The organism is Ferrovibrio sp. GW821-FHT12B10, assembly GCF_058807515.1.
The window spans coordinates 3045625-3069578 of record NZ_JBXAQT010000001.1 but is presented as its reverse complement, the minus strand read 5'-3'; the positions used below and the strand labels follow the sequence as shown (position 1 = coordinate 3069578).

General features: G+C 64.7%; 20 protein-coding genes and 1 other RNA gene. 3 read left to right on the top strand and 18 right to left on the bottom strand.

Annotation, left to right across the window (positions count from 1 at the left end):
* Window positions 1-4: 4 nt before the first annotated feature.
* Genes AC1RRT_RS15400 through AC1RRT_RS15335 form a run of 14 tightly spaced genes read right to left on the bottom strand, consistent with a single transcriptional unit; the run spans window position 5 to window position 15694 of the window.
* A complete protein-coding gene (locus AC1RRT_RS15400) occupies window positions 5-928 on the bottom strand; it encodes a cell division protein FtsQ/DivIB (RefSeq protein WP_493014689.1) in 924 nt (307 codons plus the stop codon).
* A complete protein-coding gene (locus AC1RRT_RS15395) occupies window positions 916-1833 on the bottom strand; it encodes a D-alanine--D-alanine ligase (RefSeq protein WP_493014688.1) in 918 nt (305 codons plus the stop codon). The genes AC1RRT_RS15400 and AC1RRT_RS15395 overlap by 13 nt, the downstream gene beginning before the upstream one ends.
* Entirely contained in the window at window positions 1830-2759 is a 930-nt protein-coding gene (gene murB / locus AC1RRT_RS15390) for a UDP-N-acetylmuramate dehydrogenase (RefSeq protein WP_493014687.1), read from the bottom strand. Before murB ends, AC1RRT_RS15395 begins: the two co-directional genes overlap by 4 nt.
* Window positions 2756-4192, bottom strand: a complete 1437-nt coding sequence (gene murC, locus AC1RRT_RS15385; RefSeq protein WP_493014686.1) for a UDP-N-acetylmuramate--L-alanine ligase — start codon at window positions 4190-4192, stop codon at window positions 2756-2758. Before murC ends, murB begins: the two co-directional genes overlap by 4 nt.
* Entirely contained in the window at window positions 4189-5349 is a 1161-nt protein-coding gene (gene murG / locus AC1RRT_RS15380) for an undecaprenyldiphospho-muramoylpentapeptide beta-N-acetylglucosaminyltransferase (RefSeq protein ID WP_493014685.1), read from the bottom strand. The genes murC and murG overlap by 4 nt, the downstream gene beginning before the upstream one ends.
* Window positions 5346-6470: a putative lipid II flippase FtsW gene (gene ftsW, locus AC1RRT_RS15375; RefSeq protein WP_493014684.1), complete on the bottom strand. Its 1125-nt coding sequence runs from the start codon at window positions 6468-6470 to the stop codon at window positions 5346-5348. Before ftsW ends, murG begins: the two co-directional genes overlap by 4 nt.
* A complete protein-coding gene (gene murD, locus AC1RRT_RS15370; RefSeq protein WP_493014683.1) occupies window positions 6467-7855 on the bottom strand; it encodes a UDP-N-acetylmuramoyl-L-alanine--D-glutamate ligase in 1389 nt (462 codons plus the stop codon). The genes ftsW and murD overlap by 4 nt, the downstream gene beginning before the upstream one ends.
* Before the next feature lie 7 nt (window positions 7856-7862).
* The gene (gene mraY / locus AC1RRT_RS15365; RefSeq protein ID WP_493015183.1) at window positions 7863-8945 is read right to left on the bottom strand and encodes a phospho-N-acetylmuramoyl-pentapeptide-transferase; all 1083 of its coding nucleotides are present in this window, start codon (window positions 8943-8945) and stop codon (window positions 7863-7865) included.
* Window positions 8946-8963: 18 nt separating this feature from the next.
* The gene (locus AC1RRT_RS15360) at window positions 8964-10394 is read right to left on the bottom strand and encodes a UDP-N-acetylmuramoylalanyl-D-glutamyl-2,6-diaminopimelate--D-alanyl-D-alanine ligase (protein WP_493014682.1); all 1431 of its coding nucleotides are present in this window, start codon (window positions 10392-10394) and stop codon (window positions 8964-8966) included.
* A 5-nt stretch (window positions 10395-10399) separates the two neighbouring features.
* Window positions 10400-11884 carry a UDP-N-acetylmuramoyl-L-alanyl-D-glutamate--2,6-diaminopimelate ligase gene (locus tag AC1RRT_RS15355; RefSeq protein ID WP_493014681.1) on the bottom strand — a complete coding sequence of 495 codons (1485 nt, stop codon included), beginning with the start codon at window positions 11882-11884 and terminating at the stop codon, window positions 10400-10402.
* Window positions 11871-13739, bottom strand: a complete 1869-nt coding sequence (locus tag AC1RRT_RS15350) for a peptidoglycan D,D-transpeptidase FtsI family protein (protein ID WP_493014680.1) — start codon at window positions 13737-13739, stop codon at window positions 11871-11873. The genes AC1RRT_RS15355 and AC1RRT_RS15350 overlap by 14 nt, the downstream gene beginning before the upstream one ends.
* Before the next feature lies 1 nt (window position 13740).
* Complete coding sequence (gene ftsL / locus AC1RRT_RS15345; protein WP_493014679.1) at window positions 13741-14268, bottom strand: cell division protein FtsL; 528 nt, start codon at window positions 14266-14268, stop codon at window positions 13741-13743.
* On the bottom strand, window positions 14265-15281 hold the full coding sequence (gene rsmH / locus AC1RRT_RS15340; protein ID WP_493014678.1) for a 16S rRNA (cytosine(1402)-N(4))-methyltransferase RsmH: 1017 nt from the start codon (window positions 15279-15281) through the stop codon (window positions 14265-14267). Before rsmH ends, ftsL begins: the two co-directional genes overlap by 4 nt.
* Window positions 15278-15694 (bottom strand): division/cell wall cluster transcriptional repressor MraZ, encoded by a 417-nt coding sequence (locus AC1RRT_RS15335; RefSeq protein ID WP_493014677.1) that lies wholly within the window; start codon window positions 15692-15694, stop codon window positions 15278-15280. The genes rsmH and AC1RRT_RS15335 overlap by 4 nt, the downstream gene beginning before the upstream one ends.
* A gap of 363 nt (window positions 15695-16057) precedes the next feature.
* Between AC1RRT_RS15335 and AC1RRT_RS15330 the strand changes: the two genes are divergently transcribed.
* Entirely contained in the window at window positions 16058-16606 is a 549-nt protein-coding gene (locus tag AC1RRT_RS15330) for a hypothetical protein (protein ID WP_493014676.1), read from the top strand.
* 77 nt (window positions 16607-16683) lie between these two features.
* Here the strand turns inward: AC1RRT_RS15330 and rnpB are convergent.
* From rnpB to AC1RRT_RS15315, 3 genes are all read right to left on the bottom strand, one after another.
* Window positions 16684-17080: RNase P RNA component class A (gene rnpB, locus AC1RRT_RS15325), an RNA gene on the bottom strand.
* A 48-nt stretch (window positions 17081-17128) separates the two neighbouring features.
* The gene (locus AC1RRT_RS15320; RefSeq protein ID WP_493014674.1) at window positions 17129-17899 is read right to left on the bottom strand and encodes a peptidoglycan recognition protein family protein; all 771 of its coding nucleotides are present in this window, start codon (window positions 17897-17899) and stop codon (window positions 17129-17131) included.
* A complete protein-coding gene (locus AC1RRT_RS15315; RefSeq protein ID WP_493014673.1) occupies window positions 17896-18816 on the bottom strand; it encodes a DMT family transporter in 921 nt (306 codons plus the stop codon). The genes AC1RRT_RS15320 and AC1RRT_RS15315 overlap by 4 nt, the downstream gene beginning before the upstream one ends.
* 312 nt (window positions 18817-19128) lie before the next feature.
* On the opposite strand from AC1RRT_RS15315, the gene AC1RRT_RS15310 reads away from it, so the two are divergent.
* The gene (locus AC1RRT_RS15310; RefSeq protein ID WP_493014672.1) at window positions 19129-19554 is read left to right on the top strand and encodes a winged helix DNA-binding protein; all 426 of its coding nucleotides are present in this window, start codon (window positions 19129-19131) and stop codon (window positions 19552-19554) included.
* 111 nt (window positions 19555-19665) lie between these two features.
* Entirely contained in the window at window positions 19666-23340 is a 3675-nt protein-coding gene (locus tag AC1RRT_RS15305; protein WP_493014671.1) for a hydantoinase B/oxoprolinase family protein, read from the top strand.
* On the opposite strand, the gene AC1RRT_RS15300 is transcribed toward AC1RRT_RS15305, so the two are convergent.
* Window positions 23341-23940, bottom strand: a complete 600-nt coding sequence (locus tag AC1RRT_RS15300; protein WP_493014670.1) for an AAA family ATPase — start codon at window positions 23938-23940, stop codon at window positions 23341-23343.
* Window positions 23941-23954: the final 14 nt, after the last annotated feature.

Sequence of the window (23954 nt, the reverse complement as noted above, 5' to 3'; positions counted from 1 at the left end):
TATGTCATGTGCGCTTCCCGGCTTTCTTCGGCGTATTCACCGGCGCCGGCGCTTCCGCTTCAGGGTTGAGCTGCACAATCAGGCGGTCATCCAGTCGCAGGTCGACCACCTTGATGTCGCGGCGCAGCAGGCCATGGCTGCGCTCCAGATCGATCAGTCGGGCCCAGGCCTGGGCCGGCGCATCTTCCGGCAGACGGGCGACGACGCCATTGTCGAATTCGATATCCCAGCGGCGGTTGCGCACGCGGATCGCATTGACCACGCGACTGGCCAGCACCGGCTCGCTCTGCAGCATCTCCAGCAGGTCATGCGCCTTGTCGGATGCGCCGGCGCCGACCAGCAGGAAGAGATGATGGAATTCGGCGCGATCGCCCTCTTCCAGCACCTTGCCGTCGGTGTCGATCAGGTAGACGCGACCGTCGATCTGCCAGCGCGCGAAGGCGTCACGCTCGACGATCTCGATATGCAGCGTGTCGGGCAGCTGGCGCCACACGGTCGCCTGCCGCACCCAGCCGATGGCCTCGACGCGGCGACGCACCGCATCCAGGTCCAACGCCAGAATCGGTTCGCCGCGCTCGACGCCCACGGCTTCAGCCAGCAAGTCGATTGGCGTATGCACGCGGCCCTGCAGGTTCACCTCGCCCAGGCGCATGTCGACGGTGGCGCCGGCCTCGCCGATGAGATCCTGCGCGGCGAGGCGCGCCTGCACCGGCAGATCGGTGCGGAACCATACATAGGCGCTGCCGCCGATAGTGCCGGCGATCAGCAGCACGGCCAGCGACTGCTTGATACGGCGCCACAGCACGGACTTGGGCTTGCGGCGCGCCGGCGGCAACGGGCGGCAATAGCCCTTCGGACGCGCCGGCGGCAACATCGGTGCACAGGGCGCGCAGGGGCGGTCTTCGGGCAGCACGACTAGCGATCGCATGAGGCGTCCTCCACCATCCAGCGCACCAGCTGGCCGAACGAGATGCCCTGATGAGCGGCGATCTCCGGCACCAGCGACAGCGGCGTCATGCCTGGCTGGGTGTTGATCTCCAGCAGGTAGAACTTGCCGGTGCCATCGCCCTTCGTGTCGTCGTAGCGCCAGTCTGAGCGCGTCACGCCGCGACAGCCCAGCGTCTGGTGCGCCTTCAGCGCCAGCGCGCAGATATGATCGTAGGTGTCCTTGGGCAGCGGCGCCGGCATCAGATGTGTCGCCTTGCCGTCGGTATATTTGGCTTCGTAATCATAGAAGCGGCCATGAGCCTTGATCTCGATGGCGCCCAGGACGCGGTCACCCATCACTGCGATCTGGATTTCGCGGCCGGGGATATATTGCTCGACAAGGACATGCTCACCGAAATGCCAGCTGCTGTCGTCTTGCGGCTGGTAGTTGTCGCCGTTGAAGACGATATGCACGCCAACGGACGAGCCCTCGTTCAGCGGCTTGATCACATAAGGATGCTGCATCACCGGACCACCGGCGAAAGCAGAGCGATGCACCACCTTGCCCTCAGCCATCGGCAGGCCGTGATTGCGCCAGACGTCTTTCGCCATCGGCTTGTTCATCGCCAGTGCCGAGGCCAGCACGCCGGAATGGGTGTAGGGAATGGCCAACAGCTCCAGCAGGCCCTGCACCGTGCCGTCCTCGCCATAGGGACCATGCAGCGCATTGAAGGCGACATCAGGCTTCAGCGCAGTCAGCTTGGTCGCCAGGTCGCGGCCGACATCGACTTCGCTGACCTTGAAACCCTCGTCCTTCAGCGCCTTGGCGACGGCGCGACCGGATGTGAGCGACACTTCGCGCTCCGACGACCAGCCACCCATCAGGACCGCCACATGCTTGCTCATGCGCGGAACTCCTTACCAATGCGCTTGATTTCCCAGCGCAGCTCGATGCCGCTCTGCGCCTTCACTTTTTCCCGTACGGTTTCACCGAGCGTCTCCAGATCGGCAGCGGTGGCATTGCCGCGGTTGATCAGGAAGTTGCAATGCTGCTCCGACACCTGCGCATCGCCCACCACCAGCCCGCGGCAGCCGGCCGCATCGACGAGCTGCCAGGCCTTGTACCCTTCCGGATTGGCAAAGGTTGAGCCGCCGGTGCGCGAGCGGATCGGCTGGCTGCCCTCGCGCGCGGCCTGGATCTCGTCCATGCGCGCCTGGATTTCGGCCTTGTCGCCGGCACGGCCCTTCAGGCGCGCGCCAAGGAAAATCCACTCGGCCGGCACGCCGCAATGGCGGTAACCGAACTTCATCTCGGCCGGCGAGAGGCGATGCAGATTGCCTTGCATGTCCACCGCCTCGGCCCAGACCAGCACATCCTTGAACTCGGTGCCGTAGGCGCCTGCATTCATGCGCAGGCCGCCGCCGACGGTGCCCGGAATGCCGCGCAGGAATTCCAGACCGGCGATGCCTGCCTGCTGCGCGGTCTGCGCCACATTCACATCGAGCGCGCCGGCACCGGCGACAATCTCTTCACCCTCGGTCTCGATCTCGACAAAGCCGCGGCCCAGACGCACCACCACGCCATCGACGCCGCCATCGCGGACCAGCGTGTTGGAGCCGACCCCCAGCACGGTGACGGCCACATCGGCGGGCTTGGTCTTCAGGAAAGCGATCAGGTCGTCGCGATCGGCCGGACGGAACATCACTTCGGCCGGGCCACCGACGCGGAACCAGGTGATATCGGCCAACGGCGCAGCCGCAGCCAGCCGACCGCGCACGGCGGGCAGCCGTGCGATCAGGTCGTCCTGGCGGATCTGCGCCGCGGCCATCATGCGGCCCCCTTGTTGTAGAGAGCCTGCAGTTCACCGGGCAGCGCATTGGCCCAGTTGGTGATGTTGCCAGCGCCGAGGCAAACCACGAGATCGCCGGCCGAAGCCTCCTGCGCCACCAGGCCGGCCAGCGCCTCGGCGCCGGGCAGCGCCAGCACGCGGCGATGACCGCGATTGCGCAGGCCCTCGACCAGGGCGTCGCGGCTGACGCCGTCGATCGGCGCTTCGCCAGCAGCATAAACATCGGCCACGATCACCGTGTCGGCGTCGTTGAAGCAGCTGCAGAAATCCTCGAACAGGTCACGCAGGCGGGTGTAGCGATGCGGCTGCACCACGGCGACCACCTTGGCTTCCGGGCGCTCGCCGGTGGCCAGACGTGCCGCCGACAGCACGGCGGAGATTTCCACCGGATGATGGCCGTAATCGTCGACCACCGTGATGCCGGCCGCCTCGCCCGTGATGGTGAAGCGGCGCTTGACGCCGCCGAAGCTGCCCAGCGCCTTTTTCACCACCTCGCCGTCGAAGCCCATCTCGCGGGCAATCGCTGCAACCACGAGAGAGTTCTGGACATTGTGGCGGCCGAACATCGGCAGGCGGATATCGGTAATCGTCGTGGTTTCGCCGGTGCGACCACGATCGGTACTCTGTACGTCGAAGATGGCGCCGCGCGCATCGAAGCGCACATTGACCGCGCGCACGTCGGCCTGCGGCGAGAAGCCGTAGGTGACGACGCGGCGGTCGGTGATACGGCCGATCATCGCCTGCACTTCCGGATGGTCGATGCAGAGCGTGGCGAAACCATAAAAGGGAATGCTCTCGACGAACTGCTTGAAGCCATCGCGCACCTTGTCGAAGGTGCCGTAATGGTCGAGATGCTCGGGGTCGATATTGGTGACTACGGCAATGGTGGCCGGCAGCTTGAGGAAGGTGCCGTCGCTTTCGTCAGCCTCCACCACCATCCACTCGCCCGCACCCAGGCGCGCATTGGTGCCATAGGCATTGATGATGCCGCCGTTGATCACAGTCGGGTCCATGGCGGCGGCTTCCAGCAAGGCGGCGACCAGCGAGGTGGTCGTGGTCTTGCCATGAGTGCCGGCAATGGCGATGGCCCATTTCAGGCGCATCAGCTCGCCCAGCATTTCGGCGCGGCGCACCACCGGGATCAGGCGTGCGCGGGCCGCCTTCACTTCCGGATTGTCGGGCTTCACGGCCGAGGAGATCACCAGCACTTCCGCGTCAGCGACATTCTCCTCGCGATGGCCCTCGAACACGGTGATTCCGAGGTCACGCAGGCGCTTGACGTTATAATTGGCCGAGATGTCCGAACCCTGCACCTGGTAACCAAGATTGTGCATGACCTCGGCAATGCCCGACATGCCGATGCCGCCGATGCCGACGAAATGGATAATCCCGATATCGAGCGGCAACGCTCTCATGCCGCAGTCCTTTTCATGCTGTGATCTTTAGTGGCGCTTTCAGCCGTTGCCGGCTGCTGGCGCTGTTCGGTGACGGTGCGCTCGACCAGGTCAGCCAGCGCCTGGGCCGCCAGCGGCCGGCCGACGCTGCGCGCTGCGGCCGCCATCTCGGCCAACTGGGCGGCGTCATTGAGCAGGTCGGCAAAAGCAGCCGTGGCGCGCTCGACGGTGAACTTGTCCTGCGCGATCACCACGGCGCCGCCGGCATGGGCCAAAGCTTCCGCATTGGCGGTCTGGTGATCGTCCATCGCATGGGCATAAGGCACGAGCAGCGCCGGGCGACCGATCACAGCGATCTCGGCGGTACTGCCGGCACCCGAGCGACTGACCACCAGATGCGCGGTGGCGAGGCGCTTGTCGACATCGGTGAAGAAGGCGGCGGTCTCGGCGCTGATGCCGGCGCTGTCATAAGCGGCGCGCACGCGAGCCAGGTCTTCCGGGCGGCACTGCTGCTGCAGCTTCAAGCGGCGGCGCAGTTCGGCAGGCAGATGGCCGAGCGCGGCCGGCACCACATCGGAGAGCACACGGGCGCCCTGGCTGCCGCCCATCACCAGCACCCGCAGATTCTGCTCCGGCGCATGATAGGGCACGTCGGCGGCGGCGAGGATCGCCGGACGTACCGGATTGCCCGTCACGGTCACGGCGATATTGGCCGGCAGGAAATGCGTGGCCGGGAATGACGTGGCGATGCGGGCGGCAAAGCGCGCAACCAGGCGGTTGACGCGACCGAGCACCGCATTCTGTTCATGAATGAGGATCGGGATCTTCTTCAGCTTTGCCGCGAGCAGCAACGGCAGCGCCGGATAGCCACCGAAGCCGACCACGGCGGCGGGCCGCGTGAGACTGAGCAGCGACAGCGCGGAGATCACGCCATGCGCGATCTCGACGATGCTGAGCAGCTTGCCCGGCAGCGAACGGCCGCTCGGCGTACCGGCGGGGATACGGTAGAGCGGCAGCTCGGGCAGATTCTGGCCGAAGCCGGTGCCGCGCGTGTCGGTCACCAGGCCAACGCGATGGCCGCGGCGCAGCAGCTCGGCCGCAAGCGCCTCGGCCGGGAAGACATGGCCGCCGGTGCCGCCGGCGGCGAGCAGGATGGGATTTTCGGCGACAACCTTCATCGCGTCACCCCGTTGTCGGGACGCCAGCGGGTCAGCGCCAGCAGCATGCCCATGGCGAAAGCCAGCGCCAGCAGCGACGATCCGCCATAGGAGATGAACGGCAGGGTCATACCCTTGGTCGGCAGCAGATGCAGGTTCACGCCGATGTTGATCACGGCCTGCAAGCCGAACTGCGTGGTGAGACCCGCAGCCGCCAGCAGCACGAACAGGTTGTTCTCGGTCATCAGGCGCGAGAAGCAGCGCAGCACGATGAAGGCGAAGACGCCGACGATGAACAAGCAGGCGAACAGGCCGAATTCCTCGCCGGCGACGGCGAAGATGAAATCGGTATGGGCGTCAGGCAGCACGCTCTTCACTGCGCCCTCGCCCGGACCACGCCCCCAGATGCCGCCGGTGGAGAAAGCCTCCATGGCGCGTTCGATCTGGTAGTTCTCCTTGTTGGCGGGATCGAGGAAGCGGTCGATGCGGCTCGCCACGTGGGGGAAGATCAGGTAGGCGCCGAAGATGCCGGCCAGGCCCATGGCGCCCAGCGCCAGCACCAGCACGATGGGAAGACCAGCGATGAAGAACTGCGCCATCCACACGGCGCAGACCACGACGGCCATGCCGAGATCGGGCTGCAGCAACAGGATGCCGACGGTCAGGCCGCAGAGCGCGGTCGAGAAGGCCCAGCCAGGGAAGCCCGTGCCCTTGCGCCATTCGGCGAACAGCCAGGCGGCCACCACGGCGAAGGCGGGTTTGACGAATTCCGACGGCTGAATGGAAAGTCCGCCGAAATTGATCCAGCGATGCGCACCCTTCACCTCGATGCCCATGACGAAGGTCAGGCACATGCCGACCAGTGCACCGAGGAAGACCACCATGGCGATGCGGCGGATGCCGATGGGATCGAGCAGCGAGGTGCCAACCATGATCAGCAGCGCCGGCATCAGGAAGACGATCTGGCGCTGCACGAAATGGAAATTGCTCAGGCCGATGCGGTTGGCCACTGCCGGCGAGGCGGCCAGTGTCAGCACAGTGCCGACGGCGATCAGCACGGCAATGGCGACCAGCAGCCAGCGATCCACGGTCCACCACCAGCGGCCGAGCACGGAGGTATCGGTGCGCGAGAAGGTGATCATGCCGCAGCTCCCTGTTCAAACCCGCTGCGTGCCTGCACCAGCCTGATGAATTCGTCGCCACGATGCTCGAAGCTCTTGAACTGGTCATAGGACGCGCAGGCCGGCGACAGCAGCACTACCGCATCCTTGGCCTTGTCTTTACGGGCGGCGGCCAGTGCATCGTCGAGCGCCTTATCGAGCGTGCCGCAAAGCGCATGCGGCACATTGCCGCCCAGCGTCGTCGCGAAATCCTGCGCCGCTTCACCGATCAGGCTGGCATGACGGATACGCGGGAAAAATTCCTTCAGGCTGGCGATGCCACCCTCTTTCGCCTTGCCACCCGCGATCCAGTAGATCGCCTCGAAAGAGGCCAGCGCCTTGGCGGTGGAATCCGCGTTCGTCGCCTTGGAATCATTGATACAGGCGATGCCGTCGATGCTGCCGACGCGCTGCAGGCGATGCTTAAGCCCCGGGAAGCTGGCGATGCCGGCGCGGATCGTCGCCGCATCCAGGCCGGCGGCGCGGGCCGCGGCATAGGCGCAGGCGATATTCTGGCCGTTATGGGCACCGGGCAGGTTGGCGAAATCGAGGGCGAAGACCTCTTTGCCGTTATCGTAGAGCTTGCCATTCACGGCGCTGACACCGTCGTCCAGCACGTCCAGGATCGACACCGGCACAATCCTGCGGCCACTGTTCTCGATCTTGAGCGCGGCATGGATCGCACGGCAATGCTCGTCATCGACACCGATCACGGCGGTATCGCCAGTGGTCTGGCCGGCAAAGATTCGCGCCTTGATGGCGGCGTAATTCTCCATGCTGCCATGGCGGTCGAGATGATCGGGCGTGATGTTGAGCAGGATGGCGACCTGCGCCTTCCAGCCTGGCGTGAGATCAATCTGAAAGGACGACATCTCCAGCACGTAGACGCCGTCATTGGCGCTCTCAAAACGCGGCAGGTCGAGCACCGGCATGCCGATATTGCCGCCCATCGCCATGCTGCGGCCGGCGCTCTTGAGAATATGCGCCAGCAAAGCCGTGGTGGTGGACTTGCCGTTGGTGCCGGTGACGCCATAGACACCCGGTTTCAGTTCACGCAGCAGCAATTCGATATCGCCAATGACGGCCAGGCCGGCGCGCTGCGCCGCAGCCACGACCTGATTGGGCACCGGATGAGTCAGCGGCACGCCCGGCGCCAGCGCCAGGCCGGCGCAGCCGGCCAGCGCGCCTTCATGCAGCTGCATCGGCTGGAATCCGGCCGCGGCCGCGGCGGCGCGCGAGGCCTCGTTGTCGTCCCACAGACGCACCTCCGCACCGCCGGCAATCAGCGCCCGCGCCGTGGCCAGCCCGCTGCGCGCGAGGCCGAACACCGCCCAGGTCTGCTTTGCCGTATGCGTGAGTGCGATCATGCGCCGATCACCGCAGCTTCAGGGTGGAGAGGCCGGCCAGCGCCAGGATCACCGCAACGATCCAGAAGCGGATCACGATGGTCGGCTCCTTCCAGCCCTTCTTTTCGTAATGGTGATGCAGCGGCGCCATGCGGAAGACGCGCTTGCCGGTCAGCTTGTAGCTGGCGACCTGCACCATCACCGACACAGTCTCAAGCACGAAGAGGCCGCCGATGATGGCCAGCACCAGTTCGTGCTTGACGATCACACTGACGGTGCCGAGCGCGCCGCCCAGGCTGAGCGAGCCGGTATCGCCCATGAAGACCATGGCGGGCGGCGCGTTGAACCAGAGGAAGCCGATACCGGCGCCGACCAGCGCGCCACAGAAAACAGCAAGCTCGCCCGCGCCGGCGACATTGTGGATCTGCAGGTAGTTGGCGAAGACCGTGTTGCCGACCAGGTAGCAGATCAGGCCGAAGCTGGCGGCGGCGATCATCACCGGCACGATGGCAAGGCCATCGAGGCCATCGGTGAGGTTCACGGCATTCGAGGCGCCGATCATCACGAAAGCGGCGAAGGGAATCATGAACCAGCCGAAATTGAGCAGCACGTCCTTCAGGAAGGGCACGGCCAGGCTGGTATTGAGCGGCGCGGCGGCGATCTGGTTGATCCAGACGGCGGCGCCACCGGCGATGACGATCTGCAGCGCCAGCTTCAGCTTGCCCGGCACGCCCTTGGGGTTCTGCTTGCTGACCTTCAGATAATCATCATAGAAGCCGATCATGCCGAAGCCGAAGGTGACCAGCAGCACGACCCAGACATAGCGGTTGGTCAGGTCAGCCCAGAGCAGCGTGCCGGCGCCGAGGCCAAGGAGGATCAGGAAGCCGCCCATGGTGGGCGTGCCGCGCTTGACCAGATGACCCTGCGGGCCGTCCTCGCGGATCGGTTGACCCTTGCCCTGCTTGGCGCGCAGCCAGTTGATCAACGGTTCGCCGATCACAAACGACAGCACCATGGCGGTGAGGATCGCCCCGCCGGTCCGGAAGGTGATGTACCGGAACAGGTTGAGGACGTTGAAGTCGTCCGCCAGCGGATACAGCAAATGATACAGCATACGTCTAAACTTTCCTTACCATCCGTTGGCGGCGCGCGGTTGCGGCGCCGGGTTCAGCAGGTCTTCGACAATCTTGCCCATGCGGCTGCCGAGCGAGCCCTTGACCAGCAGCACGTCGCCGCTGCGGATCGCACGGCGCAGCGGCTGGATCAGTTCGACCGAATTGGCGGCATGATGGCCGCGCATCTGCGGTGGCAGGCGGTCGTACAGCGCGCGCATCAGCGGGCCGGAGGCAAAGACAAGATCGATCTTCTCGCGCACCAGATCGTCGGCCAGCGCGGCATGCGCGGCTTCCGCCTCGGGGCCGAGCTCCAGCATGTCGCCCAGCACCGCGATGCGGCGGCCGCGCGTGTTGCTCGGCTTGGCCATTGCCAGCACGGCATAGGCGGCACGCATGCTGGGCGGGCTGGCGTTATAGCTATCGTCAATCAGTTCGAGGCTGCCGCCGTCCCGCCAGTCGAGCGTGTGGCGCTCGCCGCGGCCCTTCGGCGCGGTGACGCCGGCCAGCGCCATGCCGGCTTCGGCCAGGTCGGCGCCGGCGAGATGAGCAGCGGCCAGTACGCCGAGCGCATTCAGCACCCAGTGGCGGCCCGGCGCGCCGATCTTGAAGGTCATTGGATGGCCGAGGATGTCAGCGGCGACGCAGGAGCAGGCGCTGTGCGGCGCGTATTTCACCAGACGCGCTTGGGCCTCGGGGTGCTCGCCGAAACCGATCACTTCCGAAGCGCCGGCTGCGCGGGCGGCGGCGGCGACGCGCTCGAACTGCGGATTATCGCGGTTGATGATGGCGATGCCGCCCGGCTCCAGGCCGGCGAAGATTTCAGACTTGGCATCGGCGATACCCTCGATGCTGTCGAAATTCTCCAGATGTACGGCTTCAACGGCCGTGACGATGGCGATATGCGGCCGCGCCAGCTTGGACAACGGCGCGATCTCGCCCGCATGGTTCATGCCCAGCTCGATGACGGCGAAACGGCTGTCGATCGGCATGCGGGCCAGAGTGAGCGGCGCACCCCAGTGATTGTTCAGGTTGCCGATGGTGGCATGAGTCGCGCCCTGCTCCGCCAGCACATGGCGCAGCATTTCCTTGGTCGAAGTCTTGCCCACACTGCCGGTGATGGCGATGACCTTGGCACCGCTGCGCTGACGCGCCGCTGAAGCCAATTCGTTCAGACCCTGCAGCGTGTCCTTCACCTTCAGCAGGTTGGCGCCGGGCAGCAAAGTTTCCGGCCCCTTGTCGACCATCGCAGCGGCAGCACCTTTCGCCAGCGCATCGGCAACGAAGACATGGCCGTCGAAATTCGGACCACGGATGGCGATGAACAGATCGCCGAAGGCAACCGTGCGGCTGTCGATCGAAACACCGGTGGCCGTCCAGAATCCGTCGCTGTTGCCCTGTGTGGCAGAAGCGGCTTCAGCGGAGGTCCAGAGCGCGAAAGCTTCCATTAACCTTAACCTCCGTATGGTGCGCTGCCCGAACCAGTACCTGCATCGATTGCAGACACGGCTTCGCGGGCAACAAGTAAGTCGTCGAAGGGGCGAACCTCCGTACCGACAATCTGTCCCTGTTCATGGCCCTTGCCGGCCAGCAGCAGCAGATCGCCCGGCTGCAGATCCTTCACGGCGGTAAAGATCGCATCGCGGCGGTCGCCGATTTCAGTAGCATTCGGCGCAGCGGCCATGACGGCGGCGCGAATGGACGCCGCCTCTTCGCTGCGCGGATTGTCGTCGGTGACATAAACCTTGTCAGCGAACCTGGTTGCCACCGCGCCCATCAGCGGCCGCTTGCCGCGATCACGGTCGCCGCCGCAGCCGAACGCGACCACAAGGCGCTGCGTGGTATGCGGACGCGCCGCCTTCAGCACGGTTTCAAGCGCGTCAGGGGTATGGGCGTAATCGACGAAGATGCTGGCGCCGTTCTTGCGCTGTGCCGCCTTCTGCATGCGGCCCGGAACACCGTCGAGCGTGCTGAGCGTTTCCCAGGCTTCGGCGATATGGCCGCCGCAACCGATCACCAGACCCAGCGCCGCCAGCACATTGCCGGCCTGGAAGCCGCCGACCAGCGGCAGATCGACCAGACGGCGCACGCCGAAGGCTTCGACTTCCACATCCAGGCCGCCGGCATGCGGCACGGCGGAGAGCAGCTTCAGTTCAGTGCCAAGCAGGCCGTAACGGATCAGGCGCTGGCCACGGCGGCGGCAAAGGTCCTCGACCTGCGCGCCCATGGCGGAATCCATGTTGATCACCGCCGTCCCATTGGCCGGCAGCAGTGTGTCGAACAGCCGCAGCTTGGCGGCGAAATACGCCTCGACCGTCGGATGGTAATCCATATGGTCACGGGTCAGGTTGGTGAAGGCAGCGGCCTGCGGCTGGATGCCGTCCAGGCGATACTGGTCGAGGCCATGGCTGGAGGCCTCCAGCGCCAGGTAATCAACGCCGGCCTTGCCGGCGATGTTCAGCAGCTCATGCAGCCGCACCGGATCGGGTGTGGTATGGGCGACTTTCTCGTCGATGCCGGCGCCATGCAGACCCAACGTGCCGAGGCTGGCGCTCTTCAGGCCCAGTTTGCTCCAGATCTGCGCGGTGAAATGCGCCACCGAGGTCTTGCCGTTGGTGCCGGTGACCGCGGCGATATGCCTAGGCTGCGCATCGAAGAAGGCAGCGGCCATCAAGGCGAGGCGGCGGCGCGGATTGGCATCGGTGACGAAGGCGATCTGGTCGGCATAGGCCGGATCGACATGATCGCTCAGCACGGCGACGGCGCCCTTGGCGCGTGCATCGGGAATGAAGCGATGGCCGTCAGCCTGCGTACCCTTCAGCGCGGCGAACAGATAGCCCGGGCGCACGGCGCGACTGTCGGCGGTCAGGCCGGCAACATCCAGACCCGCGGCGCGCGGGTCGAGCGGCAGATCGGCGCAAAGGTCACTGAGACGCAAGTTTCTTCTCCTGCGTCTTCGGCGTGACGGCCGCTGCGGGGGTAGCGGCAGGCACGGCGTTGAAATTCGGCATCGGCTGTCCGGGGATCGGCACATACATGGCCTGCCGCATCGCCGGTGCATTCTCGTCCACCGGTGGCACGCCCAGCATCGGCGCGATGCGGTTGATGATGCGGCCGGCAGCCGGCGCGGCAGTCCAGCCGGCAGTGGCGAAGCCGTAGCTGCTCTTATTGCCCTTCGGCTCGTCGACCATTACCTGCACGATGTAGCGCGGGTTATGCATCGGGAAGCCGGCTACAAAAGTGTTGAAGTTGGCCTTCTTGTTGTAGCCGCCGCGCGCGTTGACCTTTTCCGAAGACCCGGTCTTGCCGCCGACCATATAACCACTCACTTCGGCCTTGCGGCCGGTGCCTTCTTCCACCACCAGCAGCATCAGCTTGCGCATGACGTCGCTGACATCGCGGCGGATCACCTGGCGGCCCGGCGCGGGCAGGCCCGGCGGACGCTTGATCAGGGTCGGCGGATGCAGCACGCCGCCGTTGACGATGCCGGCGGTGGCGGTGGCGAGCTGCAGCGGAGTGACCGAGAGGCCATGGCCGAAGGAGACCGTCATGGTCTCGACGGTCTTCCAGTTGCGCGGGATCAGCGGCGCGCCAACTTCGGGCAGCTCGATGGCGGGCTTGTTCAGCATGCCCATGCGACCCATGAATTCGCGCTGGCGTTCCGGGCCGACATCGACGGCCATCTTGGCCGAACCGATGTTGGACGAGTACATGAAGATTTCGGGCACGCTCAGCCAGCGGTTCTTGGCGTGATCGTCCTTGATGGTGAAGCGCGAAATCTGGATCGGGCGACTCGCATCGTAGCCGCCGCTCAGCTTGACCGTGCCGTAATCCAGCGCCATCGCCGTGTTCAGCGTCTTCATGGTCGAACCCATTTCATAGACGCCGAGCGTGATGCGGTTGAACCGCGACTCCGTGCTCGCCGTTCCGGGCTCGGCCGGATCGAAATCGGGCAGGCTGACCATGGCGATGACTTCGCCGGTATGGATATCCAGCACGATGCCGCCGCCGCCGATGGCGTTGAACTGCTCGACCACCTTGGCGACCTCGTCGCGCACCACATGCTGCACGCGCACATCGATGCTGAGTTCCAGCGGATCGCCGGTACGGGAAGGATCCTTTAACTGTTCATCGAAATACTGTTCGATGCCGGAAATGCCCTTGCCATCGATGTCGGTATAGCCGAGCACGTGCACAGCCAGCGAGCCCTGCGGATAGACGCGGCGCTGTTCATTGTGGAAATACAGGCCAGGCAGGCCGAGACGGTTCACTTCATACTGTTCGCGCGGAGTCAGGCCGCGCTTGAGCCAGACGAAGCTCTTGCCCGAGGCCAACTTGTTCTGCATCTCGCCGGCCGACAGCTCGGGCAGCACCTGGGCCAGCCGCACCGCGACTTCCTTCGGGTTCTGCACCTTGCGCGGATCGGCATAGAGCGAAGCGATCTTCAGGTTGGTCGCCAGCATGTTGCCGTTGCGATCGACGATGGGCTGACGCTCCATCAGCGCCGTCTTGGCGATCAGTTCGGGATTGCTGCCGCGTGCCAGCGCCGGCTCGCTGCCGCCGCGGATCACGGTGAGCTCGACCAGACGGCCGGCCAGCAGAACGAAAGCCAGCGAAAAGAGACCGATGCCGATGACCAGACGGCCGCGGCTGGCATCAAGCGCCTGCTTGGCCGCGCCATCGAGGCGCACCAGCGCGGGATTACCGGGCATGTCGGCGGGCGTGCAGGGCGCACGGGCTGGCCGCATCTGCGGGCGGGCTTCCGGTTTGGGCCGACGACGGAACAGTCCCATCTTACTGAGCCCTCCGTGCGTCTTTGCCGCTACGCTGCATGGCGCCGAGCACGGCGGCGACTTCGGAATCAAAGGCTGCCGGCGCATCGGCCTGCGGCTTGGCGGCCACCTGCACCTGCGGCGCGGGCGACGGCACGGCGGCCTGCATGGCGGTGGGCTGGGCCGGCTGCGGCAGAGCCTGCGGCGCTGCAGCCATCGGCGGCAGGGCCGGTGTCTTGGCGGCGGCGGGCGCCGTCATCGGCGCGCCACGATCCTGGCGCCAGGGCAGCGCATCGATGCCGGCGATATCCTTGGCGGTGGCCGAGCGCATCTCGAGCAGGCGCTGCGCCTTGCTCTGCAGATATTCCGGACGGCTGAGATAGCTCCACTCGGCCTGCAGCACGCCGATGGTTTCGCGCTCCTGGCTCAGGGCACGGTTCATCTCGATCAGTTCATCTTCCAGACGCTGCACTTCATAGGAGAGCTGGTAGAGGCCGAAAGACACGGCGGCCAGCAGCAGCAGGGCGATGAGGGAGAGGCCGCGGCTCATGCTGCCTCCCGCATGTCGTCGTCGGGCCAGGCCGGAGCAGTCGTACGCTTCGCCGCCCGCAGCTTGGCCGAGCGGGCGCGCGGATTGGCGGCGGTCTCGGTCTCGCCCGGCGCCATCGCGCCCTTGTGGATCAGGGCGAAGGACGGCGCATGCTCGGCCGCGGCAGCCTGGGGCAGATGGCGCGAACTGCCGGTGGTCTTGCCGGTGCGACGGTCGAGGAAGCGCTTCACCACGCGGTCTTCCAGCGAGTGGAAGGACACGACGGCAAGACGGCCCTCAGGCTTGAGCAGCTTCTCGGCGGCGGCAAGGCCGCGCTTGAGTTCGCCCAGTTCGTCATTCACGACAATGCGCAACGCCTGGAAGGTACGGGTCGCCGGGTTGATGCCCGGGGTGGCGCGCACGACGCGGGCGACAATATCGACCAGCTGCTTGGTGCGCGTGATCGGCGTCTCGGCGCGGGCGGCCACGATGGCGCGGGCGACCGCACGGGCGCGGCGCTCCTCGCCATAGAGAAAGATGATATCGGCCAGCTCGGCCTCGTCGCGGGTATTGACGATATCGGCCGCGGTCTCGCCGCGATCCGACATCCGCATGTCGAGTGGACCGTCATGCTGGAAGGAGAAGCCGCGCTCGGCCTGGTCGATCTGCATGGAGGACACGCCGATATCCAGCGCGACGCCATCCACTTCGGTGATGCCGATATTCGCCAGCAGCTCGGCCATGTCGCCGAAGCGGCCGGCGAGCAGACGGAAACGCCCGGGATTGGCGGCAGAGACGCGGTCGGCGTGACTCTGCACCGTGGGATCGCGGTCAATGCCGATCACCTGGCACTCCGCGGCGGCCAGCAAGGCCGAACTGTAACCACCTGCCCCAAAGGTACCATCCACAAGCAGGTCGCCGGCGCGCGGGTCGAGCGCCGAGACCACCTCCGCACACATCACGGAGAGATGAACCTGCGTTGCGGCTTTTTGATGGCCGTTTGTGTCCTGCGAGAAACGGCCTGCGGGGCTCACGATTTTGCCCCCTGACCGCTGGCTGCTCCACCGCGCAGATACGCGGCAGCCTTGGCGCGCGCTTCGGCGGCGCGCAGATCCCAGGCCTTCGGTTCCCAGATCTGGAAGCTGTGGCGACGGCCGACGAAAACCGCCTCGCCCGGCGAAGCCAGGCCGGCATGGTCGAGGAATTGCGGGCCGAGCTGGACGCGGCCTTCCTGGTCCAGGTTCAGCTCGCTGAGAAAGGGCAGCAGGCCGTCGATCAGCATCTCGCGTTCGGGATGCAGGTCGGGCAGCTCGTCGATACGGCGATTGACGCCATCAAGGTAGTCGCGCCCGCCGGCGACCAAGGCCGGGGCAGCGATATCGGGGCCGAGGATCAGGCCCCCATCGGGATGCTTGCGGGTCAGCAGGGCGCGATATGGCGCCGGCACGGAAACCCGTCCCTTGGCGTCAATCCGGTTTCGAAAGGTTGAGAGGAAGAATTCCACTCAAGCCGCCCCTACGCTTCGATCCCGGCGAAACACCCCCCTTGGGTGGCCATAACCTGGGATAAGATGGGGTAACATGGGTTTATATGGGCGTCAATGGAAATTAACGGTCTGTTATGGTCAATCCAGCCAATGATCTCCGCAACTTGCGGCCGATATGATCCTAATAAAATCTCTTAATGTTCTCTTTTGTTCTCACAGAGATTGCTTGTCTCCCGTCCCGCCGGGCATTACACCGGACAGGGTTACGGGGACGGGATGAGAGCTCAAAACATGGTGAGACTGGAGCGCAACCCTAGGGATGGGGTGACATGGGCGTTGCTCGCGCTTCTGGCGGTGCTGATCTTGCCGCTGGCCGCCTGGGCAGCCGTCAATGAATTCCTGCCGCGCGATGTTCCGTCGCTGAAACGCTTTGCCGTTGTGGCCAGCACCGCCAACAACCAGTGTATCACGGCCCAGCTGATCAACAACGACACCCGCCGCCTGCGCGCCACCGCCCTGCTCTCGCCCTGCGAATTCAACATCGACAATCAGACCCAGGGCTTTTTCATCAGCCGGCCGCTGCAGCCCGATGGCTATCAGATATTCTTCGCCGCCAATCCGGGCTACTGCCTGGCGATGGAGCCGCGCGCCCGCCTGCTGGTGATTTCAGCCTGCGCGCTGAACAACGAGATGCTGGATCAGTTGCCGCAGCTCTGGGACATCAAGAACGGCGGCCTGGCGGTGAAGGCCGGCGACAAGAAATACTGTCTCGACACCCGCGCCAAGCAGGGCTTCTCGGCGATCTTCGAACCACATTTCAGCGAATGTCCGGAACAGGTTCCGGACGCCTTCCTGCTGCGCGTGAGTCGCTGAAGATATTGGCTGCAGTGCAGCTTGGGCCGCAGATACAGTGCGGCCACCAACGCCCTGCATTTTGCCATGAATGAAATGGCGCCAGACGGCCTGTAAGCCGGGTTCTGTCCCCCTGCCAAGAATCGCTCCCGGGCAGGATGGACGGCCATTCCTCTGGGATGCCCGTTACCGGACACCTCGCGCGACCGACCCGGATGGCGGACCGAAAACCGCCCTGCAGGCTTGCGCCTGCCGCCATCCCTATTTGGTCTTGCTCCCGGTGGGGTTTGCCGTGCCGCTTCCGTTACCGGTCGCGCGGTGCGCTCTTACCGCACCCTTTCACCCTTACCATCAGGCTTGCGCGTGATGGCGGTCTGCTCTCTGTGGCACTGTCCCTGGGGTCACCCCCGCCGGGCGTTACCCGGCACCGTGTTTCCGTGGAGCCCGGACTTTCCTCGATGCTCTTGCAAACACCGCGGCCGTCCAGCCGTCTGGCACCGGGCGCACAGGTAGGCCCTAGCCGGTCCCCCGTCAAGGTAAAGATCAGGCGGTCTTCTGGCTGCTGACGCGCCGGATGGTCATCTGCTCGGAAATATGGTGGATCAGGCTCGTGGTTTCGGCATCGCTGACACCATCCACCTGGTTCTGGCGCCAGTGGCGTTGGAAAGCCTTCACGGCCGCCTCGGTCAGCGGATCGTACATGCCGCTGCCCTCGATGGCATAGCCGATCTTGTCGAGCGCCACCTGCAGCTCCAGCACCGCGCCGCCGCGGTCACCTGCCCGCATCGCTGGCGCATTGCCCGAGACGCGGAAATCATCGCTCCACCAGCGGCCGAAGCCGGCGGCATGGAGGCGACGCCAGGGAAACAGCTCGCCTGGATCTTCCTTCCGGCTGGGCGCGATGTCGGAATGGGCGACATAGTTGCCTGGCATCACTTCATGCCGGGTGGCGATATCCTTGAGCAGCGCAATCAGCGCGTCGATCTGCACGCTCGGGAATTCGCGATAGCCGAACTCATGGCCGGGATTGACCAGCTCGATGCCGATCGAGCGCGCATTCACATCGCGCACGCCGCGCCAGAAGGATACGCCGGCATGCCAGGCGCGCTTGTCCTCGGGCACCAGGCGATAGATCGTGCCGTCCTCATCGATCATGTAATGGGCGCTGACCTTGGCGTCCGGATCGGCCAGGCGTTCCAGCGCGGCGGCAGCCGTCTTCATGCCGGTGTAATGCAGCACGATCATGTCGACGGGGCGCTTGCCGCTGCGCTCGTCGAAATTCGGTGAAGGATGATCAATGACCGGAAGTGTCATTCGCCTGCAGCCTTGGATGGGGCCTCGAGCGCAGCCTTTTCAGGGGTCACGCCACGGCTTTCTGCAACCTTGCTTTCCCGCAGAGCGACAATCAAGACACCCACGAGGGTTACGATTGTGCCGGCAATCACACGGCTGCTCAGCTGCTCGCCCAGGAAAAAGACGCCGGCGAAGACGCCGAAGATCGGCGCCAGGGTGAAGCCCGGATTGACGATGCTGATCGGATAGCGGCGCAGCAGATAATATGTGCCGCCATGACCGATCAGCGACACAGCCAAACCGGCATAGAAGACCGCGCCCCAATGCCAGGCATTGGCCGACAGCGTCTGCTCGACATGACCGGTTTCCAGGATCAGCGAGATCAGCAGCAGGCTGGGCGCGCTGATGATGCCGACCCAGGCCTGCATGGTGAACGTGTCGACGTCGCGGATGCGGCGCACCGTGATCTGGCCGAAGGAATAGACAATTACCGCAATCAGGATCAGCACGATGGCGACCTGGTAGTTCATCACCTTGGGATCGAAACTGATCACCAGCGTACCGGCGAAGGCCAGCGTGATACCCAGCGCGCGTTTCCAGCGGATGCGTTCACCCAGCAGCAGCATGGCCATCAGGGTCACGATCGGCACGCCGAGCTGGGTGACGACGGCGACCACGGCGACGTCATCGGCCTTGGCGATGCCGAGGATGATCAGGGAGAAATGCAGGGTGCCCATGCAGAGCGCGGCGATCAGCACGTTGCGCATCTGGCCCGGCTGCCATTTCAGCCAGGGCAGCATCAACAGCGCCACAAGGCCGAACCGCAAAGCCGTGAACAGCACTGGCGGAAAATGATTCACCGCGAGCTTGGTGACGACAAAATTGCCGCCCCAGATCGCGCATATAAGCAACATCAGGGCCAGGTGCTGGGGCTTCATGGGGCGGGACCCTAGCAAAGTCGCCCTGTCACGGGCTACGCTTCTTTCCTATGGGGCCATGCAATGCCTGCATGGGCGGTATGCGACCCTCTTTCGGATCGGGAGTCTGCCCGGTTTCGAGGCGATACGGACAGGCAATTGGCTATGGCAAAAGCAAAGACATCACCGTCCCGTAAAAAGCCTGCCAGCAAGGCTGCGGCCCAGACTGCTACCCGGCCAATCACGGGCCCGTCATCGCGCCGCGCCATTGTCTCCTCTGCCCATCTGGCCAGTGGAAAACTGGAGGGGCTCAGTGAGTTCGAATTTGCCCTGATGATGACTGGCAACGCTTTCGGCCGGTGGATCGTGCGCTGCATGACCGCGGCCGGCCAGGGTGACCTAGCGGCGCTAGATGTGATGGTACTGCATGGCGTCAACCATCGCGACCGGCCCAAGCGTCTGGCCGACCTCTGCCTGGTGCTGAATGTGGAAGATTCCCACACCATCAACTACGGGCTGAAAAAGATGGTGCGGCTGGGCCTGATTGCGGGTACGCGGCGCGGCAAGGAGATATTCTACAGCACAACGCCCACCGGACAGGCGCTCTGCCTGGAATACCGCAAGATCCGCGAGCAACTGCTGGGCGAGGCCTTCGCCCTGATCGGCGGCCCGCGCGGCGACCTTTCCCGCATGGCCGACCTGATGCGCGCGCTGTCGGGCATCTATGATCAGGCTGCCCGGTCTGCCGCTTCATTATGAGGTCGCCTCGCTTTAGGGCGCACGGACGACGTTGACAAATTATCAACGTTTTGTAACCGTGCCGTCTCCGCCCTGACCGGCTTTTCCTTCTCTTCCCTCGGGAGTGTCCAGATGTCCCCGTCCTCCACCGCGACGACCGCCCAACAGGATGCTCAGTGGGAATTCTGGATCGACCGTGGCGGCACCTTCACCGACATCGTCGGCCGCAAGCCCGACGGCGGAATCGTCACCCACAAGCTGCTGTCCGAGAATCCCGAGCGCTACAAGGATGCTGCCGTGCAGGGCATCCGCGACCTGCTTGGCCTGAAGGCCGGCGACGCGCTGCCAAGCGGCAAGATCGCCGCCGTGAAGATGGGCACAACGGTGGCCACCAATGCGCTGCTGGAGCGCAAGGGTGACCGCGTGCTGCTGCTGGTTTCGGAGGGTTTCGCCGATCAATTGCGCATCGGTTACCAGACCCGGCCCAAGCTGTTCGCCCTGCATATTCAGCTGCCCGAGATGCTGTACGAGCGCGTGGTGGAGATCCCCGAGCGCGTGCGCAACGATGGCAGCATCGAGACGCCGCTCGATCTCAAGGCCGCCGAAGCCGCACTGAAGGCGGCCTTCGCTGACGGCATCCGCAGTGTCGCCATCCTGTTCATGCATGGCTATCGCTATACCGAGCATGAGGCCAAGGTCGCTGACCTGGCAAAAAAGCTTGGCTTCACGCAAGTCTCGGCCAGCCACCAGGTCTCGCCGCTGATCAAGTTCGTCAGCCGTGGCGACACCACCGTGGTCGACGCCTATGTCTCGCCCATCCTGCGCCGCTATGTCGACCAGGTCGGCAGCGAGCTGGATGCCGCCAATACAGCGCTGCGCCTGATGTTCATGCAGTCCAACGGCGGCCTGGCGGATGCTAATTTCTTCCAGGGCAAGGACAGCATCCTGTCCGGCCCGGCCGGCGGCGTCGTCGGCCTGGTCGAGACCTCGACCCGCGCCGGCTTCAAGAAGGTGATCGGCTTCGACATGGGCGGCACCTCCACCGATGTCAGCCACTATGCCGGCGAATACGAGCGCGCCTTCGAGACCATGGTGGCCGGCGTACGCATGCGCGCCCCGATGATGATGATCAACACGGTGGCGGCTGGTGGCGGTTCGATCCTGCATTTCGACGGCGCGCGCTATCGCGTCGGGCCGGATTCCGCCGGTGCCAATCCCGGCCCGGCCTGTTATCGCCGCGGCGGGCCTCTCGCCGTGACCGACTGCAACGTGGTGCTGGGCAAGCTGCAGCCTGATTTCTTCCCCGCCGTCTTCGGCCCCAATGGCGACCAGCCGCTGGATGACGCCGTGGTGAAGACCAAGTTCGCCGCATTGCAGGCGCAGGTGAAGGCCGAGAGCGGCGACACTCGCAGCATCGAGGAGATGGCGGAAGGTTTCCTCGCCATCGCCGTCGAGAACATGGCCAACGCGATCAAGAAGATTTCAGTGGCGCGCGGCTATGACGTGACCAAATACGTGCTGTCCAGCTTCGGCGGTGCCGGCGGGCAGCATGCCTGCCTGGTGGCCGATGCGCTCGGCATGACGGAAGTGCTGCTGCATCCGCTGGCCGGCGTGCTGTCGGCCTATGGCATGGGTCTGGCTGACCAGCGCGTATTGAAGGAAAAGTCCGCGGAAGTGACGCTGCAGGAGTCCGCCCTGCCCGGCCTGTCGAAAGAGCTGGATGCGCTCAGCGCGGACTCCCGTGCCGAGATGCTGAAACAGGGCGTGGCGGCCGAGAAAATCACCGTGATCCGCAAGCTGCATGTGCGCTATGGCGGCTCGGACTCGGCGCTCGAAGTCGAGTTCGGCACGCTGGCCGAGATCAAGACTGCTTTTGAAACCGCGCATCGCCAGCGCTTCGGCTTCATCAGCCCGGAAAAGGCTCTGATTGCCGGTTCCGTCGCCGTCGAGGTCGTCGGCCAGGGCGAACGCGCGCCCGATGCAGTTGAGGCCATCGTCGATCCGCGCGCCCAGGATGCCATCCCCGTGCTGGCCAAACGCAAAGCCTATATGGCCGGCAGCTGGCGTGACACGCCGGTCTATGATCGCGCCGCCATGCGTCCGGGTGAAACCATCAAGGGTCCAGCCATCGTGATCGAGCCGACCAGCACCATCGTGCTGGAGCCGGGCTGGCAGGCAAAACTGACCGAGCGTCGCGACCTGGTCCTGAAGCGGGTGGATGCCCTGCCCGAGCGCAAGGCGATTGGCACATCCGTCGATCCGGTGATGCTGGAAATCTTCAACAACCTGTTCATGTCGATCGCCGAGCAGATGGGCAGCGTGCTGGAGAAGACCGCCTATTCAGTCAACATCAAGGAACGCCTCGATTTCTCCTGCGCCATCTTCGACCTCGACGGCGAGCTGATCGCCAATGCCCCGCATATGCCGGTGCATCTGGGCTCGATGTCGGAATCGATCAAGACCGTGATGCGCCGGCGCGCCGGCCAGATGAAGCCCGGCGATGTCTATGTGCTGAATGCGCCCTATGCCGGTGGCACGCACCTGCCCGATGTCACCGTGATCACTCCGGTCTTCGACAAGGCTGGCAAGGAGGTGCTGTTCTATCTGGGCAGTCGCGGCCATCATGCCGATATTGGCGGCACCACGCCCGGTTCGATGCCGCCGGATTCCCGCACAGTGGAAGATGAAGGCGTGCTGCTGGACAATGTACTGCTGGTCGACGGCGGCAAATTCCTGGAAGCCGAGATGGTCGCGTTGCTGAAGAGCGGAAAGTATCCGTCCCGCAACCCGGCCCAGAACATCGCCGACCTGAAGGCGCAGATCGCCTCCTGCGAGAAGGGTGCGCAGGAGCTGCGCAAGATGGTCGACCAGTTCGGCCTCGATGTCGTGCGCGCTTATATGAACCACGTGCAGGACAATGCGGAAGAATCCGTGCGCCGGGTGATCAGCCGCCTGAAGGATGGCGCGTTCACCTACCCGATGGATGACGGCTACGAGATCAAGGTGAAGGTCACGGTCAACCACAAGGATAGAACTGCAAAGATCGACTTTACAGGAACATCCGGCGTGCATCCAACCAACTACAACGCCCCGACGGCGGTCTGTGTCGCCGCCGTGCTGTATGCCTTCCGCTGCCTGGTCGATTCCGACATTCCGCTCAATGGCGGTTGCCTGAAGCCGCTGGAAATCATCATCCCGAAGAACTCGATGCTCGATCCGGTCTATCCCGCCGCCACCGTGGCCGGCAATGTCGAAACCAGCCAGTGCATCACCGATACCATCTTCGGTGCGTTGGGCGTCATGTCGGCCGCCCAGGGCACGATGAACAACTTCACCTTCGGCAATAACGAATACCAGTATTATGAGACGATCTGCGGCGGCAGCGGCGCCGGTGCGGATTTCGACGGCTGCGACGCCGTGCACACCCATATGACCAACGCCCGCCTGACCGATCCCGAGGTGCTGGAATTCCGTTTCCCCGTGCTGCTGGAGAGCTTCCGCATCCGCCGCGGTTCGGGTGGCAAGGGCAGGCACAAGGGCGGCGACGGCACCATCCGCCGCATGCGCTTCCTCACCGACATGGTGGCGACGCTGCTGTCCTCGCACCGCACGGTGCCGCCTTTCGGCCTCGAAGGCGGCGAGGCTGGCGAAACGGGTCGTCAGTGGGTGGAGCGCACCTCCGGCGCCAAGGATGTGATGGAAGGTCGCTGCTCAACGCCGATGAAGCCGGGCGACGTCTTCGTCATCTCCACGCCGTCGGCCGGCGGCTTCGGCAAAGCTGTGGCGGCGAAGCAGGCGGCGGAATAGTCAGATCCGTTTCAGCGCCAGCTTGTCTGCGATCAGCGCAGCGGATTCGGCCGGTGTGTGCCGGCCGGTATCCACGCTGACATCGGGCCTCGGCATATGCGAGGTGGCGAAGACGCCGGCACTGTCCAGTTTTTCGTACACTTCGTGCGACGTCAGCTTGCCGGTGCTCTGACGTGACTGGCTGTCGATGCGGCGATAGATCTCGTCCGTACTGCAGGTCAGCTCGACAAACTGCACCCGGCCGCCGGCGATACGCACGGCCGAGAGCGTGCGGTCGATGAATTCGGGCTGCACCGTGGTTTCGGGCGCGAAAGTGAAGATCATGCCCGGCGCTTTCATCGAGCCCATGCGAGCGAAGACCGACAGCCAGATCTCCTCGCGCAGGCCGACAAAGGCCGGACTGCCGAAGTCGAACACCGAGAGCAGCAGATCGACCGTTAGATGATTGTGGAACAGCTTGTAGCCGGTGAGCGCCGCCAGTTCGCGTGCCACCGTCAGCTTGCCCACGGCCGGTTTTCCGTAAAGGAACAGCAGATGCATGGCAGCAGAATAAAGCCAGGCTGCGTTGCGTGAAACCGTCTTCTGCCACAGTTCGGCCACAGCTTCATGTCTAA

Bases quoted from the DNA above. Each gene is read 5' to 3' on its own strand.
- AC1RRT_RS15315 (WP_493014673.1), bottom strand. From the start codon at position 18,816: ATGAAGCCCCAGCACCTGGCCCTGATGTTGCTTATATGCGCGATCTGG.
- AC1RRT_RS15360 (WP_493014682.1), bottom strand. From the start codon at position 10,394: ATGGAAGCTTTCGCGCTCTGGACCTCCGCTGAAGCCGCTTCTGCCACA.
- AC1RRT_RS15320 (WP_493014674.1), bottom strand. From the start codon at position 17,899: ATGACACTTCCGGTCATTGATCATCCTTCACCGAATTTCGACGAGCGC.
- AC1RRT_RS15305 (WP_493014671.1), top strand. From the start codon at position 19,666: ATGTCCCCGTCCTCCACCGCGACGACCGCCCAACAGGATGCTCAGTGG.
- murB (WP_493014687.1), bottom strand. From the start codon at position 2,759: ATGATGGCCGCGGCGCAGATCCGCCAGGACGACCTGATCGCACGGCTG.
- murD (WP_493014683.1), bottom strand. From the start codon at position 7,855: ATGATCGCACTCACGCATACGGCAAAGCAGACCTGGGCGGTGTTCGGC.
- ftsL (WP_493014679.1), bottom strand. From the start codon at position 14,268: ATGAGCCGCGGCCTCTCCCTCATCGCCCTGCTGCTGCTGGCCGCCGTG.
- AC1RRT_RS15310 (WP_493014672.1), top strand. From the start codon at position 19,129: ATGATGACTGGCAACGCTTTCGGCCGGTGGATCGTGCGCTGCATGACC.
- murG (WP_493014685.1), bottom strand. From the start codon at position 5,349: ATGAAGGTTGTCGCCGAAAATCCCATCCTGCTCGCCGCCGGCGGCACC.
- AC1RRT_RS15400 (WP_493014689.1), bottom strand. From the start codon at position 928: ATGCGATCGCTAGTCGTGCTGCCCGAAGACCGCCCCTGCGCGCCCTGT.
- ftsW (WP_493014684.1), bottom strand. From the start codon at position 6,470: ATGATCACCTTCTCGCGCACCGATACCTCCGTGCTCGGCCGCTGGTGG.
- AC1RRT_RS15395 (WP_493014688.1), bottom strand. From the start codon at position 1,833: ATGAGCAAGCATGTGGCGGTCCTGATGGGTGGCTGGTCGTCGGAGCGC.
- murC (WP_493014686.1), bottom strand. From the start codon at position 4,192: ATGAGAGCGTTGCCGCTCGATATCGGGATTATCCATTTCGTCGGCATC.
- AC1RRT_RS15350 (WP_493014680.1), bottom strand. From the start codon at position 13,739: ATGGGACTGTTCCGTCGTCGGCCCAAACCGGAAGCCCGCCCGCAGATG.